Source organism: Novosphingobium sp., from assembly GCF_024642085.1.
Lineage (GTDB): Bacteria > Pseudomonadota > Alphaproteobacteria > Sphingomonadales > Sphingomonadaceae > Novosphingobium.
The window spans coordinates 22,708-35,104 of the sequence record NZ_JAHEBV010000018.1 but is presented as its reverse complement, the minus strand read 5'-3'; the positions used below and the strand labels follow the sequence as shown (position 1 = coordinate 35,104).

At 63.8% G+C, this 12,397-nt stretch carries 19 protein-coding genes; 15 read left to right on the top strand and 4 right to left on the bottom strand.

Annotated features, from left to right (window positions below):
- The first annotated feature begins 4 nt into the window (after positions 1-4).
- From Q0L62_RS09105 to Q0L62_RS09055, 11 genes are all read left to right on the top strand, one after another.
- Positions 5-595, top strand: a complete 591-nt coding sequence (locus tag Q0L62_RS09105; RefSeq protein WP_296679091.1) for a cytochrome c oxidase assembly protein — start codon at positions 5-7, stop codon at positions 593-595.
- Positions 596-663: 68 nt separating this feature from the next.
- Positions 664-1,485 (top strand): cytochrome c oxidase subunit 3, encoded by an 822-nt coding sequence (locus Q0L62_RS09100; RefSeq protein WP_296679090.1) that lies wholly within the window; start codon positions 664-666, stop codon positions 1,483-1,485.
- 3 nt (positions 1,486-1,488) lie between these two features.
- Positions 1,489-1,884, top strand: a complete 396-nt coding sequence (locus Q0L62_RS09095) for a DUF983 domain-containing protein (protein WP_296679089.1) — start codon at positions 1,489-1,491, stop codon at positions 1,882-1,884.
- Positions 1,881-2,480, top strand: a complete 600-nt coding sequence (locus Q0L62_RS09090) for an SURF1 family protein (RefSeq protein WP_296679088.1) — start codon at positions 1,881-1,883, stop codon at positions 2,478-2,480. Before Q0L62_RS09095 ends, Q0L62_RS09090 begins: the two co-directional genes overlap by 4 nt.
- A gap of 12 nt (positions 2,481-2,492) precedes the next feature.
- The gene (gene thrC / locus Q0L62_RS09085; protein ID WP_296679086.1) at positions 2,493-3,896 is read left to right on the top strand and encodes a threonine synthase; all 1,404 of its coding nucleotides are present in this window, start codon (positions 2,493-2,495) and stop codon (positions 3,894-3,896) included.
- Positions 3,889-4,779 carry a class I SAM-dependent methyltransferase gene (locus Q0L62_RS09080; protein ID WP_296679085.1) on the top strand — a complete coding sequence of 297 codons (891 nt, stop codon included), beginning with the start codon at positions 3,889-3,891 and terminating at the stop codon, positions 4,777-4,779. The genes thrC and Q0L62_RS09080 overlap by 8 nt, the downstream gene beginning before the upstream one ends.
- An 8-nt stretch (positions 4,780-4,787) precedes the next feature.
- On the top strand, positions 4,788-5,159 hold the full coding sequence (locus Q0L62_RS09075; protein WP_296679083.1) for a dihydroneopterin aldolase: 372 nt from the start codon (positions 4,788-4,790) through the stop codon (positions 5,157-5,159).
- The gene (locus tag Q0L62_RS09070; RefSeq protein ID WP_296679081.1) at positions 5,159-5,488 is read left to right on the top strand and encodes a Rossmann fold domain-containing protein; all 330 of its coding nucleotides are present in this window, start codon (positions 5,159-5,161) and stop codon (positions 5,486-5,488) included. Before Q0L62_RS09075 ends, Q0L62_RS09070 begins: the two co-directional genes overlap by 1 nt.
- The gene (gene moaA, locus Q0L62_RS09065; protein WP_296679079.1) at positions 5,485-6,477 is read left to right on the top strand and encodes a GTP 3',8-cyclase MoaA; all 993 of its coding nucleotides are present in this window, start codon (positions 5,485-5,487) and stop codon (positions 6,475-6,477) included. Before Q0L62_RS09070 ends, moaA begins: the two co-directional genes overlap by 4 nt.
- 3 nt (positions 6,478-6,480) lie before the next feature.
- Positions 6,481-6,717 carry a MoaD/ThiS family protein gene (locus tag Q0L62_RS09060; RefSeq protein ID WP_296679077.1) on the top strand — a complete coding sequence of 79 codons (237 nt, stop codon included), beginning with the start codon at positions 6,481-6,483 and terminating at the stop codon, positions 6,715-6,717.
- A gap of 4 nt (positions 6,718-6,721) precedes the next feature.
- Positions 6,722-7,162, top strand: a complete 441-nt coding sequence (locus Q0L62_RS09055) for a molybdenum cofactor biosynthesis protein MoaE (protein WP_296679074.1) — start codon at positions 6,722-6,724, stop codon at positions 7,160-7,162.
- 56 nt (positions 7,163-7,218) lie between these two features.
- On the opposite strand, the gene Q0L62_RS09050 is transcribed toward Q0L62_RS09055, so the two are convergent.
- Positions 7,219-7,905 carry a Crp/Fnr family transcriptional regulator gene (locus Q0L62_RS09050; protein WP_296679072.1) on the bottom strand — a complete coding sequence of 229 codons (687 nt, stop codon included), beginning with the start codon at positions 7,903-7,905 and terminating at the stop codon, positions 7,219-7,221.
- Entirely contained in the window at positions 7,902-8,402 is a 501-nt protein-coding gene (locus Q0L62_RS09045) for a hypothetical protein (protein WP_296679070.1), read from the bottom strand. Before Q0L62_RS09045 ends, Q0L62_RS09050 begins: the two co-directional genes overlap by 4 nt.
- A gap of 188 nt (positions 8,403-8,590) precedes the next feature.
- Here Q0L62_RS09045 and rplU point away from each other — a divergent pair, with 188 nt between their 5' ends.
- From rplU to Q0L62_RS09030, 3 genes are all read left to right on the top strand, one after another.
- Positions 8,591-9,010, top strand: coding sequence for a 50S ribosomal protein L21 (gene rplU, locus Q0L62_RS09040; protein ID WP_296679068.1), 420 nt, complete (start codon positions 8,591-8,593; stop codon positions 9,008-9,010).
- 20 nt (positions 9,011-9,030) lie between these two features.
- Positions 9,031-9,297 (top strand): 50S ribosomal protein L27, encoded by a 267-nt coding sequence (rpmA, locus tag Q0L62_RS09035; RefSeq protein ID WP_296679066.1) that lies wholly within the window; start codon positions 9,031-9,033, stop codon positions 9,295-9,297.
- Positions 9,298-9,518: 221 nt separating this feature from the next.
- Positions 9,519-10,091 carry a GNAT family N-acetyltransferase gene (locus tag Q0L62_RS09030; RefSeq protein ID WP_296679064.1) on the top strand — a complete coding sequence of 191 codons (573 nt, stop codon included), beginning with the start codon at positions 9,519-9,521 and terminating at the stop codon, positions 10,089-10,091.
- Between the two features lie 39 nt (positions 10,092-10,130).
- On the opposite strand, the gene Q0L62_RS09025 is transcribed toward Q0L62_RS09030, so the two are convergent.
- Positions 10,131-11,036: a metal-dependent hydrolase gene (locus Q0L62_RS09025; protein WP_296679062.1), complete on the bottom strand. Its 906-nt coding sequence runs from the start codon at positions 11,034-11,036 to the stop codon at positions 10,131-10,133.
- Positions 11,037-11,064: 28 nt separating this feature from the next.
- Here Q0L62_RS09025 and Q0L62_RS09020 point away from each other — a divergent pair, with 28 nt between their 5' ends.
- Complete coding sequence (locus Q0L62_RS09020; protein WP_296679060.1) at positions 11,065-11,658, top strand: TetR/AcrR family transcriptional regulator; 594 nt, start codon at positions 11,065-11,067, stop codon at positions 11,656-11,658.
- A gap of 15 nt (positions 11,659-11,673) precedes the next feature.
- Here Q0L62_RS09020 and Q0L62_RS09015 read toward each other — a convergent pair whose 3' ends face one another.
- A complete protein-coding gene (locus tag Q0L62_RS09015; protein WP_296679059.1) occupies positions 11,674-12,384 on the bottom strand; it encodes a folate-binding protein in 711 nt (236 codons plus the stop codon).
- Positions 12,385-12,397 lie beyond the last annotated feature (13 nt).

Genomic DNA, 12,397 nt, shown 5'->3' with positions numbered 1-12,397 from the left:
CGCCATGAAGGCCATAGCCTCGCCCGATAACCGCAACCGCCGCACCGCGCTGGTCATGGCCGCTGTGGCGCTCGCCATGCTGGGCCTCGGGTTCGCGGCCGTGCCGCTTTACCGGATCTTTTGCCAGGTTACCGGGTTCGGCGGCACGACCATGCGGGTGAGCGAGGCGCAGGCGTCGTCCGTCAAGGTTGCCGATGGCCATATCTCGGTCCGCTTCGATGCCAACGTCGATCGCGGCATGGGGTGGCGATTCCAGCCGCAGCAAGTGACGCAGGACATGCGCATCGGCCAGCGCAAACAGGCGTTTTACTGGGCGGAAAACACATCGTCCGAACCCATCACCGGGGTCGCCAGCTTCAACGTGGAACCAGAGCAGGCGGGCAAGTATTTCAACAAGATCCAGTGCTTCTGCTTCAACCAGCAGACCTTGCAGCCAGGACAGAAGGTCGACATGCCGGTAATCTATTATGTCGATCCCGCGATTGCCGATGATCCCGAGGCGCGGGACATCAAGCAGATTACCCTTAGCTACACTTTCCACAACGCCGCCAAGAGCACCGCAAAGGCACTGGACCGGGCCGACCCGGCGCGATAAGGGCGTCTGGCATTTCCCGGCAGACCCGCGCTGCCGGCATACGGAATCAAGACAGGGACCAGAGCATCATGGCCGGTACGAAGAACCACGAATACCACATCCTTCCGCCCGATGTCGTGCCGCTGCTGACCACAATCGGCGCGCTGATGTTTACCAGCGGGATGGTTTTGTTCATGCACGAAATGCCCGGCGGCAAGTTCGTCCCGTGGCTCGGCCTGGCACTGCTGCTTGCCTCGATGTTCAGCTGGTTCGGCAAGATTGTGAATGAAGCCCATGCCGGCGATCACACACCCGTGGTCCAGTTGCACCAGCGTTATGGCATGATCTTGTTCATCGCTTCCGAAGTGATGTTCTTCGTGGGCTGGTTCTGGGCCTTTTTCGATTTCTCGCTGTTCCCCAGCGCTTTGACCGACGTGGTTGGCGGACAGTGGCCGCCCAAGGCGATCGAAGCGGTGATGGACCCGTTCAATCTGCCGCTGCTTAACACGCTGATCCTGCTTTGTTCAGGCACTACTGTCACCTGGGCACATCATAGCCTGATCCACGGCGATCGCGACGGCCTGAAGAAGGGCCTGTGGGCGACGATTCTGCTGGGGCTGCTGTTCTCTGCAATCCAGGCATATGAATATTACCATGCCCCGTTTGGGTTTGGCGGCAACACCTATGGTTCGGCGTTCTACATGGCGACCGGCTTCCACGGGTTCCACGTCATCGTCGGCACGATCATGCTGATTGTCTGCCTGATCCGCGCTTATCGCGGCGATTTCACGCCACGCCAGCATTTCGGGTTCGAAGCCGCTGCCTGGTACTGGCACTTCGTCGATGTGGTCTGGCTGTTCCTGTTCGTCGCAGTCTATGTCTGGGGCGGATGGGGTTATCCGACGCACTGATCGGTGACTGACGATAAAGAAACTGCGAAGGGGCAGCCCGGTCTTGGCCAGGCTGCCCTTTTCGGTTTGTGCCCGCGCTGCGGAGGCAAGACGCTGTATGGCGGGCTGACTGCCTTTGCGCCGCGCTGCCGTGCCTGCGGACTCAATTTTTCGGACTACAATGTCGGTGACGGTCCAGCAGCGTTCCTGACCACGGTGATCGGTGCGCTGGTGGTGGTGCTGGCGGTAACCGTCGAATTCCGGTTCGAGCCGCCGTGGTGGGTCCATGTCCTGTTGTGGACGCCGCTGATCGTTGGCGCCACCATCTGGGGGTTGAGAGTGACGAAGTCTGCGTTGCTGGCGGCCGAATACCGGCGCAAGGCGCGTGAAGCATCGGCAAGGGACGTGGTCGGACCATGAACCTGCGCCGCATCCCGATTGTGCCAACCTTGCTGGTCATGATCGCAGCCGGGATAATGATCCGGCTGGGTTTCTGGCAGCTTGATCGGCTGGAACAGAAGGCCGCGCTGGCCGCCCTGTTCAGCCGCAACCAGGCCATGTCATCCGAAGCGCCGCTTCCCGCGGACAAAACCGCCCGCGAAAAGGTGTGGTTCCGCCATACCACCTTTACCTGCCTGGCCAATAATGAGACCCGGCCCATGGCAGGGCACAACCTGAAGGGTGAAACCGGCTGGGCGCAGTGGGGCCAATGCCTGACGCCTGATGGCAAACCGGTTGCCGAAGTAAATGTCGGCTGGTCGATTTCGCCTGCTGCCGTGCCGTTCACCGGCGGCACGGTTGGCGGTACCATTGCCCCCGACGGGCCGCTGGGCGCGCGGGTGGTGGCCGGACAGCCGCTGCCGGGATTGCAGCCAAGCGCACCACCCGACCCTGGCGCGATCCCCAACAACCACCTGTCCTATGCCGTGCAATGGTTCCTGTTCGCGGCAACGGCGCTGATTATCTATGGCCTGGCTTTGCGCAAGCGGCTTGCGGCAGAGGGGTCCGGGGGCTAACGGCCCCGCTTGATGGAATACGTATCGACCCGCGGCAGCGCTCCGGCGCTCGATTTCGAAGGCGCGACGCTGGCCGGCCTCGCAAGTGACGGCGGGCTTTATGTGCCGCGCGAATGGCCGCGTTTTTCCGCAGATGAGATCGCCGCGATGGCCGGGCTGCCCTATGCACAGCTTGCCGCCCGGATCATGCAGCCCTTCGTTGGTCAATGCCTGACCCCGCAGCGCCTGCAAGAACTGACTACGCAGGCCTATGGCCGCTTTGCCCACAAGGCGGTGACCCCGCTCAGGCAGCTGGATGAACAGCACTGGCTGCTGGAACTGTTCCACGGCCCGACCCTGGCGTTCAAGGACGTGGCGCTGCAATTGCTGGGGCTGCTGTTTGAAGAGTTTCTGGGCCGGGGAGGCGATCCCCTGACCATTGTCGGGGCGACCAGCGGCGACACCGGTTCGGCCGCGATCGATGCCGTCGCTGGCCGTGAGCGCGTTGATATCTTCATGCTCCATCCCAAGGGCCGGGTCAGTGATGTCCAGCGCCGTCAGATGACTACGGTGCTGGCCCCCAACGTCCACAACATTGCCGTCGAAGGCGCGACCTTCGACGATGCCCAGGCCATGGTGAAGCGGATGTTCGGCGATAGGGCGATGACCGGCCGCTTTGCCATCGGCGCGGTCAATTCGATCAACTGGGCGCGGCTGATGGCGCAGGTGGTTTATTATTTTGCCGCGGCACTGCAACTTGGCGGGCCGCGCCGCAAGGTTGCCTTTGCCGTGCCGACCGGCAATTTTGGCGATGTCTTTGCCGGTTATGTCGCAGCGCAGATGGGCCTGCCGATTGAGCGGCTCATCGTGGCGACCAACGTCAACGACATTCTTTACCGGGCGCTGACCAGCGGAGACTACTCCGCAGGGACGGTCACACCTACCGCCGCGCCGTCGATGGACATCCAGGTATCCTCAAATTTCGAGCGCCTGCTGTTCGACGTGGGCGGGCGCGATGGTTTGGCGCTGGCCGCCCAGATGGCCGGGTTCGAAGCGACCAGAGCGATGCAGCTTACCAACAGGCAGCGTGAAGGCGCGGCAAAGCTGTTTACCAGCGCACGGGCCGATGCCGACGAGATGGCCCACGCCATCCGCTGGGCCCATGACCGCGCAGGCGAACTGCTTGATCCTCATACCGCCATCGGCCTTCATGCCGCGCGTGAATCCAGGATTGATCCGGCGGTTCCGGTGGTCACGCTGGCCACAGCCCACCCGGCGAAGTTCCGCGACGCGGTAGAGCGCGCGACCGGCCAGCGCCCCGGCCTGCCGGCACGGATCGGCGACCTGTTCGAGCGTGAGGAGCGGATGGTCGATCTGCCGGGCGATTACGATGCCATTGCGGCTTACGTTGCCGCCCACGCGGTGCCGCGTGGCTGACCTGATCCTATCGCCGGTTGTCATGGCTGGCGCGGCTTGGGCCGATTATGGACTTATTGATTCCGGCGACGGGCGCAAGCTGGAGCGTTATGGCCAATACCGGTTCATTCGCCCCGATACCCAGGCATTGTGGCGGCCCAAGCTGGAACGCTGGGCCAGCGACGGTGAATTTGTTCCCGGGTCGGACGAGGACGGCGGCGGGCGCTGGCAGTTCGCAAATCCCGTACCGCAGGATGGCTGGCCGCTGGCCTGGAACCAGGTTCGCTTTACTGCCAGCTGCACCCCGTTTCGCCACCTGGGCTTCTTCCCCGACATGGCCCCGGTGTGGGACTGGATGGGGCAGCACCTTGCCGGACGCAGCGATGCAGCGACAATGAACCTGTTCGGCTACACCGGGGTCGGTACGCTGGCGCTCAGCCAGTACGGCCCGGTCACCCACGTCGATGCCAGCAAGAAATCGGTTACCCAGGCCCGCGCCAATGCAGCGCTTGCGGGCATGGAAGATCGCCCGGTGCGCTGGATCGTCGATGATGCGGCCAAGTTCACCGCACGCGAGGTGCGGCGCGGCAAGCGGTATGATGGCATCATCCTTGATCCGCCCAAGTTCGGCCGCGGGCCCGAGGGCGAAGTCTGGCGGCTGGAGGATCATCTCCCCCGTCTGGTCGAAGATTGCCGCGCGTTGCTGGACGCGGACAGCCGTTTCCTGTTTCTGACGGTCTATGCCGTGCGGATGAGCAGCCTGGCGCTGGCCGGCCTGCTGGACGAAGTCTTCGCCGATCTGCCCGGAACGATCGAGCACGGCGACCTTGCCATGCGCGAAGAGGGCGAGGGCGGGCGCCTGCTCCCCACTGCAATCTTCGCGCGCTGGTCCAATCCCGGGTAAGGGGCGCCATGGCCGATTCGCTGATCCTCGAAGTTGCCGATTTCGAACACGATGTCCTGACCGGCATCTATTCGGAAGAAACCGGCCGCCCCCAGCCGCTGCGCTTTACGATCCAGACGCGGCTGAAACCGATCGACCGCTATGATCCCGATACGCCGCTGGCCGCCAGCAAGAACTACATGGACCTCAAGTTTGCCGCATCCGAAGCCCTGCCTGCGGGCGTGCACTTCAAACTGATCGAGGCGGTCGCCGATCATATCTGCGAGACGCTGTTTCTTCAGGACACGCGGGTTGAGGCAGTGACGGTCAAGATCGTCAAGCTGGCGATCAGCGAAAAGGGCGAGCAGATCGGCATGACCCTGACGCGCGAGCGGCACTGATGGAGCGGCGGGACATCAGCGGCCTGCCGGACGAACCAATCGCGGCTGCGGCCCGGTTCTATGCCGCCATAGCCCCTACGCTGTCCGGCGCGGGCGATCTGGCCCTGGTTTTTCCCGCAGCCGATCACACGCACAGCGCCTGGCGGCTCGCTGCGATCCAGTCACTGGCGCGCGCTCGTGTCCCAGGACGGGTGAACGGCTTGTCAGGGGGGTGTCCCGCTACGGTTGATGCCGCGCTGGCCTACCTGTCAAATGCGCCAGGTCTGACCGGGCAATACCTCGTGCTGGATGACAGCGGCGCCGGAGCCGTGTTACCACCTGCGCCATGAACCTGATCGATCAGTTCCAGCGGCGGATCAGCTATCTGCGCCTGTCGGTGACCGATCGCTGCGACCTGCGCTGCACCTATTGCATGCCCGAGCGGCAGACTTTCCTGCCCCGCAGCGAAGTGCTCAGCCTGGAAGAACTGCACCGCCTTGCCCTTGGCTTCATCGCCCGCGGGGTTAACCGCATCCGTCTGACCGGCGGAGAACCGCTGGTCCGCCGCGACATGATCGAGCTGGTGCGCGCCTTGGGGCGCAAGCTGGGTGACGGGTTGGACGAACTGACCCTGACCACCAATGGCATGACGCTGGACCGATTTGCCGATGATCTGGCGGCGGCCGGGGTGCGCCGAATAAACGTTTCGCTCGATACGCTCGAACGCGAACGGTTCAGCCAGCTGGCCCGGCGCGATGGCCTGCCGCAAGTGCTGGAAGGGATCGCCGCAGCGCGCGCAGCGGGGCTCGCGGTCAAGATCAATACCGTCGCGCTGAAGGGTGTGAACGAGGATGAAATACCCACGCTGATGGAATGGGCGCATGGCCAGGGGATGGACCTGACCCTGATCGAAGTCATGCCGCTGGGCGAGGTCGAGGCTGACCGGTTCGACCAGTACCTGCCGCTGACCAAAGTCCGCGCCGCATTGGAGCAGCGCTATACCCTGACCCCCAGCGCTCACCGTACCGGCGGACCGGCGCGCTATGCCGAAGTCGCTGAAACCAAGGGCCGGATCGGCTTTATTACTCCGCTTACCGGCAATTTTTGCGATGGCTGCAACCGTGTGCGGGTAACTGCGACCGGCCAGCTTCATCCCTGCCTGGGCGGCCACGAGATGGTCGATCTGCGCGCCGCCTTGCGCTCGGGCGATCCTGATGCACAGCTATCCGCCGGGCTTGACCGGGCGATGGCGATCAAGCCTGAGCGGCATTCCTTTGCCATTGATGCGCACGGGCAGGCGCCCGCACTGGCGCGGCACATGTCGGCTACCGGGGGCTGAGCCTTGGCCCTGCTGGTATTTCTGGGCCGCCTGGCTGACGTCGCCGGCGCCGGACAGCGCGCTGTTGAGCCCGGCCCCCTGGCCGAAGTGCTGACTACCCTGCCGCCGGCGCTGGCAATTGCACTGCTGGACGAACGCGTGCGCATCGCGCTTAATGGCGAACTGGTCAGCGAGCCTGAAGCGATCATGCTTGAACCCGGTGACGAACTGGCCTTTCTTCCCCCCGTCAGCGGCGGCTGATGGCGTGATTGACGTTCGCCTGCTCGACCAGTCGTTCAATCCCGGCCAGCTTGCCGGCTTGTTCAGCCAAGCCCACCCCGGGCTTGGCGGGGTCTGCACCTTCGTTGGCGAAGTGCGCGGCGAGGGCGGGGTCGAGGCACTGGAACTGAGCCATTATGCACCGCTGACGCTGCCAGGGATGAAAGCGCTGGCGCAGCGGGCGGCGGTCCGGTTCGATCTGATGGGAATACTGATCGTCCACCGTACCGGCGTGATGCTGCCCGGCGAACCGATTGTTTGCGTGTCCGCCGCTGCCAGCCACCGCCGCGCTGCGATTGATGCGACCGATTTTGTCATGGACCACCTCAAAAGCGATTCGTGGTTCTGGAAGCGCGAGAAGAAGGGCGCAGGGTGGACCTGGATAGAGCCCCGCGGCGATGATTACGCTGCCAAAGAGCGCTGGTAAGCCAAGCGTGACCTAGTCTGGTTGAGGCAAGGCGCGCCGGATCGCGGGCTCGTCCGCTATGCCGCTGTCTGCTCAAGCGCGGCGCTGTCACACAGTTCAACGTTGCGCGGCCCGTTGCGGCGAATCAACCCATCACGTTCGAGCGCAGAAATCTGCCGGCTGACACTTTCGATCGTCAATCCCAGCAGGCTGGCCATGTCGGCGCGGCTCAGCGGCAGGTCCAAAAGCGGCGCCGGATGGCAGGGCGACTGGCTGGCCGAACGGGCCAGCGCCAGCAATAACCCTGCCACTTTTTGCCGCGCCGAGCGCCGCACCGACAGCGCCAGCAACGCGCGCGAGGCATGGAGATCGGCCTGCGAACGGCGCAGCAGTGCCTCGGTCAGTCGGGGCTGGGCATGCAGCGCGCGCGTAATCTCGCCCCTGCCAAACACGCACAACTGCGATGGCACCAGCGCAACAACGTCGTGTTCGGCAAAAGGCGTGAACAGTTCGCCGACAAAGCCGGCAGGATGGATCAACGCCAGGATGTGTTCAGTGCCGTCGGCTTCGATCGACACAACCTTCAGCAAGCCGGAAATCAAAGTGGCACAGCGGGTGGAATCGTCGCCCGCGCGAAACAGGGTTTGTCCCCCATTCATCAACAGCAATCGGCCATTTTCCGCCAGCGCTTCCCGTTCATGCGGCTCAAGCGCACTGCAGGCGGCGCGGTCGCGGACCGGGCAATGCGCACAATCAAGCATCATGATCGCAAGCGGGACTTGAGCCCGTTGAGAACCGTGTCCTCTTCCCCGACGATTGAAATCACCTGGTCGCGCGCAGCGGCAATGGCGCTGGTATCGGCAAGCTTTATCCCTTCTGCGGCATAAAGCGCATCAAGATCGGCCAATGCAATCATCGCCTGGCTGCGTTGCGATTCGAGATCGGCCAGGGCCACGGTGGCAACGGACCACGATTCGCTGGCGACTGCGGCTCCTGCCGCAGCACTGACCAGCGCGCGGGCGCGAGGAGCATTGTCGCGAAAGCGCGCATCGGCGGCGCGGGCCTTGGCCACAAGCTGTTCCAGATTGCCGCTTAATTCGGGTGATGGTGCAGGCGGCGCGACTTCCGCAGGCGCCACGACCGGCGCCGTTCCGCTGATGCGCTCAACCGGACGGCGCGCGAGCGAGGGATATTCACCCTGATCCTTGGCACAGGCGGAAAGGATTAGCGACAGCGCGGCGACAGGCAGTAAGGAACGCATCACCGGGCCATAGCATGGTCTGGGATACTTGCCAGCGGCTGTCATTTTCAGCCGGACCCCCGTTGACACAAGTGGCCCGTTCGACTAGGCGCGGCGCTTCTTATCGGACCCCTGCTTTCGGGTGGGGGCCGGTGCGCCGCCGGCACTGTGGCTGGGTGGCTTGGAAAAAACGAACGGATACAAGTACCATGTTCGCAGTTGTGCGCACGGGCGGCAAGCAATACCGGGTCGCCGCCGGAGACAAGATCGCGGTTGAAAAGCTCAGCGGCGAAGCCGGTGACACGATCACTTTGGGTGACGTCCTGCTGGCCGGTGACGGCGGCGAAATCAAGGACGTGGCCGGCGTGCTCGTTTCAGCCGAAATCATCGCCCAGGCGAAGTCGGAAAAGGTGATCGTCTTCAAGAAGCGTCGCCGCCACAACTATCGCCGCCGCAACGGCCACCGCCAGCAGATGACCCTGCTGCGCATCCTTGCTGTTGGCGCCGAAGACAAGAAGGCTGCCAAGAAGGACGCCGCGCCCAAGGCTGAAAAGGTTGAGGCCGCTGCTGCCGAAGCCCCCGCGAAGAAGGCACCGGCCAAAAAGGCCGCCGCCGACACCGCCGAATAAGATTTCCGGAGTAATTCGAGATGGCACATAAAAAAGCAGGCGGTTCGTCGCGTAACGGTCGTGATTCGGCCGGTCGCCGCCTTGGCGTGAAGAAGTTCGGCGGCCAGGAAGTGGTCGGCGGCAACATCATCATCCGCCAGCGCGGGACCCGTGTCTATCCGGGTGCCAATGTCGGACTGGGCAAGGATCACACCCTGTTCGCGCTAACCGCCGGCCGCGTGCGATTCCACGATGGCAAGCTTGGCCGCAAGTACGTGTCGGTCGATATGGCAGCCGCGGCCGAATAACGGACAGTCGCTAACGGGCTGTCCCTGATGGGATGGCCCCCGCCGGACTTTTTGTCCGGCTGAACGAGGGAGAGGGGCCAACCCATCTCCCTCTTTTCGTCTCTCCCTCTGCACAGCTTGCGTCTTCCGCCCCGGTCGGGGTGCGTCTGGACGCAAGCCGTAATGGCACTGTCACGCATGCGGGTTAGGACCCGGGCGGGGCGCGAATTGGGAGATTTTACGTGTTCATTCGCAGCGAAAGACTGTTCCTGCGGCCAGGCTGGCCCGAAGATTGGCAGGAACTGCTCAGCCGGATTGCCGACGAATCGGTGGTCAGGAATCTGGCGCGCGCTCCCTGGCCCTATACGGCCCAGGACGCGCAAAGCTTTGCCGCGCGCCCGCAGGACGAACGGTTGCCGCACTTTTTCGTAACCCTGCCGACCAGCGCCGCACCGGCCGAAATGATCGGCTGCATCGGGCTGGGCGAGATCGATGGCGAGGTCGAACTGGGCTATTGGTTTGCCCGCCAGCACTGGGGCAAGGGCTATGCCACCGAAGCCGCGCGTGCCGTTCTGCGCTTTGCCAGAGTGCTGGGCCACCATCATCTGGTTGCCGGCCACTTCATCGACAACCCTGCATCAGGCGCGGTTCTGCGCAAAGTGGGCTTCAAGCCGACCGGCGCGGTCCGCCAGCGGTATAGCCTGGCGCGCGGATATGAAACGCAGTCGGTTGAACACCGTATAGATCTTGGCCGGCCGAGCGATTGCGACGGCGGCGGGGATACCGACCTGGCCGGAGCGATGCGAGCGGCCTGAGCCTGATCCACCGTCCCTGGCAGCGCAGGGACGCAGGGTTCAGGCGGCAGCCATTATTGCGTCGGGAAATTCGCTCTCGGCCTTGCCGATCAAGGCCCGGTCATCGTGGTTCCAGGGGTGGAAGCCGGGCAGGAAATAAGCGCACCACGCCGGGAATACGCGGCGCATGATCCCGGGCGAGCCGAACAGGTACCAGGCCAGCCGAAGCTTGACGGCGGGGCCGGTGATCCCGTCCTGGCGCAGCAGCTCGATGGTGTCAGCCCAGCGGTTCTTGATAAAGCTGCCGGTCACGATCAGCATCATCACCGATTTCAGCTTCCAGCGGCGATAGCGCGTCCAGTCCTTGGTGGCATGGCGCCAGGTGTCGTAAGCGACGCCTTTGTGCTCGATTTCTTCCATGGCGTGCCAGCGCCACAGATCGGCGGTTTCCTTGTGCGCGCCGGCAAAATGGCGCGGATTGGCCAGAAAGTCGTGCGCCATCATCGCCGTGTAGTGTTCCAGCGCCATTGTTACCGCAAGGTTGAAAATGACCGGACGGTCCTTGGTCAGCGCCAGGTTATGCTCGATCCGCCGGTCGATTGAGGACAGGTCATACCCCGCCTCGGTCGCCGCCTTGTTAAGCACGACGTGTTCGCGGGTGTGGTTGATTTCCTGACGGACGAACGCACGGATTTCCCCGGCCAGTTTGTCCGGCGCGCCATCACGGTGGGCTTTTACCGCTTCGACGAAGAACGCTTCGCCGCGCGGGAAAGTGGCCGACAGGGCATTGTGCCATGCCGTGGCGATCGGATCGCCTCCCAGCCACCAGCGGCCCGGCTTGTCCTTGCGGCCAAAGCGGCGGTCGCGGACGACAATTTCCAGATCGGCGGGGGTCGGAACCGCTGCCACCTTGCCTGCAAGCGCGGTCGGTTCTACGTCGAGGGGGATCTTGGTCTGAGCGTTCATGCTCCGCAATGTAGTTTAACTTACATCAATGTCAATAAGAAAGCGTCTCAGTCAGGAAGAAAGCCGCACGGTCGCGCTGGAAGCCGCGCGTTCGCTGCTGATCGAACTTGGCCCGCAGGCGGTAACTCTGAAAGCCGTGGCGGCGCGGATCGGGCGGACCCACGCCAACTTGCTACACCATTTCGGATCGGCGGCAGGTCTGCAAAAGGCGCTGGCGCGCCATCTGGCCGAAACGATCTGCGCAACGATCGAGGATGTGGTGCTGGCGACCCGCGAAGGTTCGGGCAGCCCGCGCGACGTTGTCGATCTGACCTTCGATGCGTTCGACAAGGAAGGCGGCGGCGCGTTGGCCAGCTGGATGCTGGCCAGCGGCAACGACGATGCACTCGATCCAATCATCGATGTGATCCACGATCTGGTCGATGATCTTGACGAGTTCGGCTCGGGCAAAATGCGCGGGGTCACTCATACGCTGGTGCTGATGGCGCTGGGGGATGCGCTGATGGGCGGACCGCTGGCGCAATCGCTGGAACTGCCGCGCAACGCAGCGCGCGACATGGCTGAGGTGATGCTGGTCGAAGCCGCACTGAAGGCAGGGATTGTTCCGGGTCAGGCGGGCTGACAGCCGCACTGCGGATCAGCCAGGTTCCAACCACGCCGGCCGCGCATCCGCGGGAATATCCTCCACCCGCCGGTGATCGACCGCCAGCCCTTGCACGGGATAAGCTGCTCGTTGCCGCGCAGGGTCGCTTTCGGCCAGTGGGACCACCACCAGCCGCCGGTTGACCTTTGCACGCCAGTTCATCCGCGCGGTGTTTTCCTGACCGACGTAGCAGCCCTTGGTGAAGCTGACCCCGTTCAGTTCGGCGGCGTTGCATTCCAGCCAGAGCAGGTCGTGCAGTTCGGCATGGCCTTCGCAGACACCGTGTGACAAGCGGTGGGCAAGCCATTGATCATCAGCGCTTTGGTCGGTCATCTTCTCAAGCCAGCGCTGGCCCAGCGCTGCCAGTCGCGGATCGGGAGAGGGGCCGTCCCCGGCACGCCAATGCGCCCCCAGCGCCGCATCACTGGCGATGCCGATCTTGCGGCGCAGCCTGTAGAGCGACAGGCGCTTGATCAGCGCGCCGGCCTGTGCCGCTTCGCAATCGAGCAGCAGGTCGCTCCCGTCGGCCCAGACCAGAAAATCGAACAGCACCTTGCCCTGCGGGGTAAGCAGCGCAGCCCAGACCGGCAGCGCGCCGGTTACATCGTTGGTCACCAGGCCTTGCAGGAACTCCGCCACGTCTTCGCCTGCTGCCAGCGGGGACAGGCGGATCACGGCGCGATCGGACAGAAGGGTTGCAGTCATGGGTGACAGATAG

Excerpts from the sequence above, each read along its gene's own strand:
- Q0L62_RS09105 (WP_296679091.1), top strand. The coding sequence starts at position 5 with ATGAAGGCCATAGCCTCGCCCGATAACCGCAACCGCCGCACCGCGCTG.
- Q0L62_RS09100 (WP_296679090.1), top strand. The coding sequence starts at position 664 with ATGGCCGGTACGAAGAACCACGAATACCACATCCTTCCGCCCGATGTC.
- Q0L62_RS09090 (WP_296679088.1), top strand. The coding sequence starts at position 1,881 with ATGAACCTGCGCCGCATCCCGATTGTGCCAACCTTGCTGGTCATGATC.
- thrC (WP_296679086.1), top strand. The coding sequence starts at position 2,493 with ATGGAATACGTATCGACCCGCGGCAGCGCTCCGGCGCTCGATTTCGAA.
- Q0L62_RS09075 (WP_296679083.1), top strand. The coding sequence starts at position 4,788 with ATGGCCGATTCGCTGATCCTCGAAGTTGCCGATTTCGAACACGATGTC.
- Q0L62_RS09070 (WP_296679081.1), top strand. The coding sequence starts at position 5,159 with ATGGAGCGGCGGGACATCAGCGGCCTGCCGGACGAACCAATCGCGGCT.
- moaA (WP_296679079.1), top strand. The coding sequence starts at position 5,485 with ATGAACCTGATCGATCAGTTCCAGCGGCGGATCAGCTATCTGCGCCTG.
- Q0L62_RS09050 (WP_296679072.1), bottom strand. The coding sequence starts at position 7,905 with ATGATGCTTGATTGTGCGCATTGCCCGGTCCGCGACCGCGCCGCCTGC.
- Q0L62_RS09045 (WP_296679070.1), bottom strand. The coding sequence starts at position 8,402 with ATGCGTTCCTTACTGCCTGTCGCCGCGCTGTCGCTAATCCTTTCCGCC.
- rplU (WP_296679068.1), top strand. The coding sequence starts at position 8,591 with ATGTTCGCAGTTGTGCGCACGGGCGGCAAGCAATACCGGGTCGCCGCC.
- rpmA (WP_296679066.1), top strand. The coding sequence starts at position 9,031 with ATGGCACATAAAAAAGCAGGCGGTTCGTCGCGTAACGGTCGTGATTCG.
- Q0L62_RS09025 (WP_296679062.1), bottom strand. The coding sequence starts at position 11,036 with ATGAACGCTCAGACCAAGATCCCCCTCGACGTAGAACCGACCGCGCTT.
- Q0L62_RS09020 (WP_296679060.1), top strand. The coding sequence starts at position 11,065 with ATGTCAATAAGAAAGCGTCTCAGTCAGGAAGAAAGCCGCACGGTCGCG.
- Q0L62_RS09015 (WP_296679059.1), bottom strand. The coding sequence starts at position 12,384 with ATGACTGCAACCCTTCTGTCCGATCGCGCCGTGATCCGCCTGTCCCCG.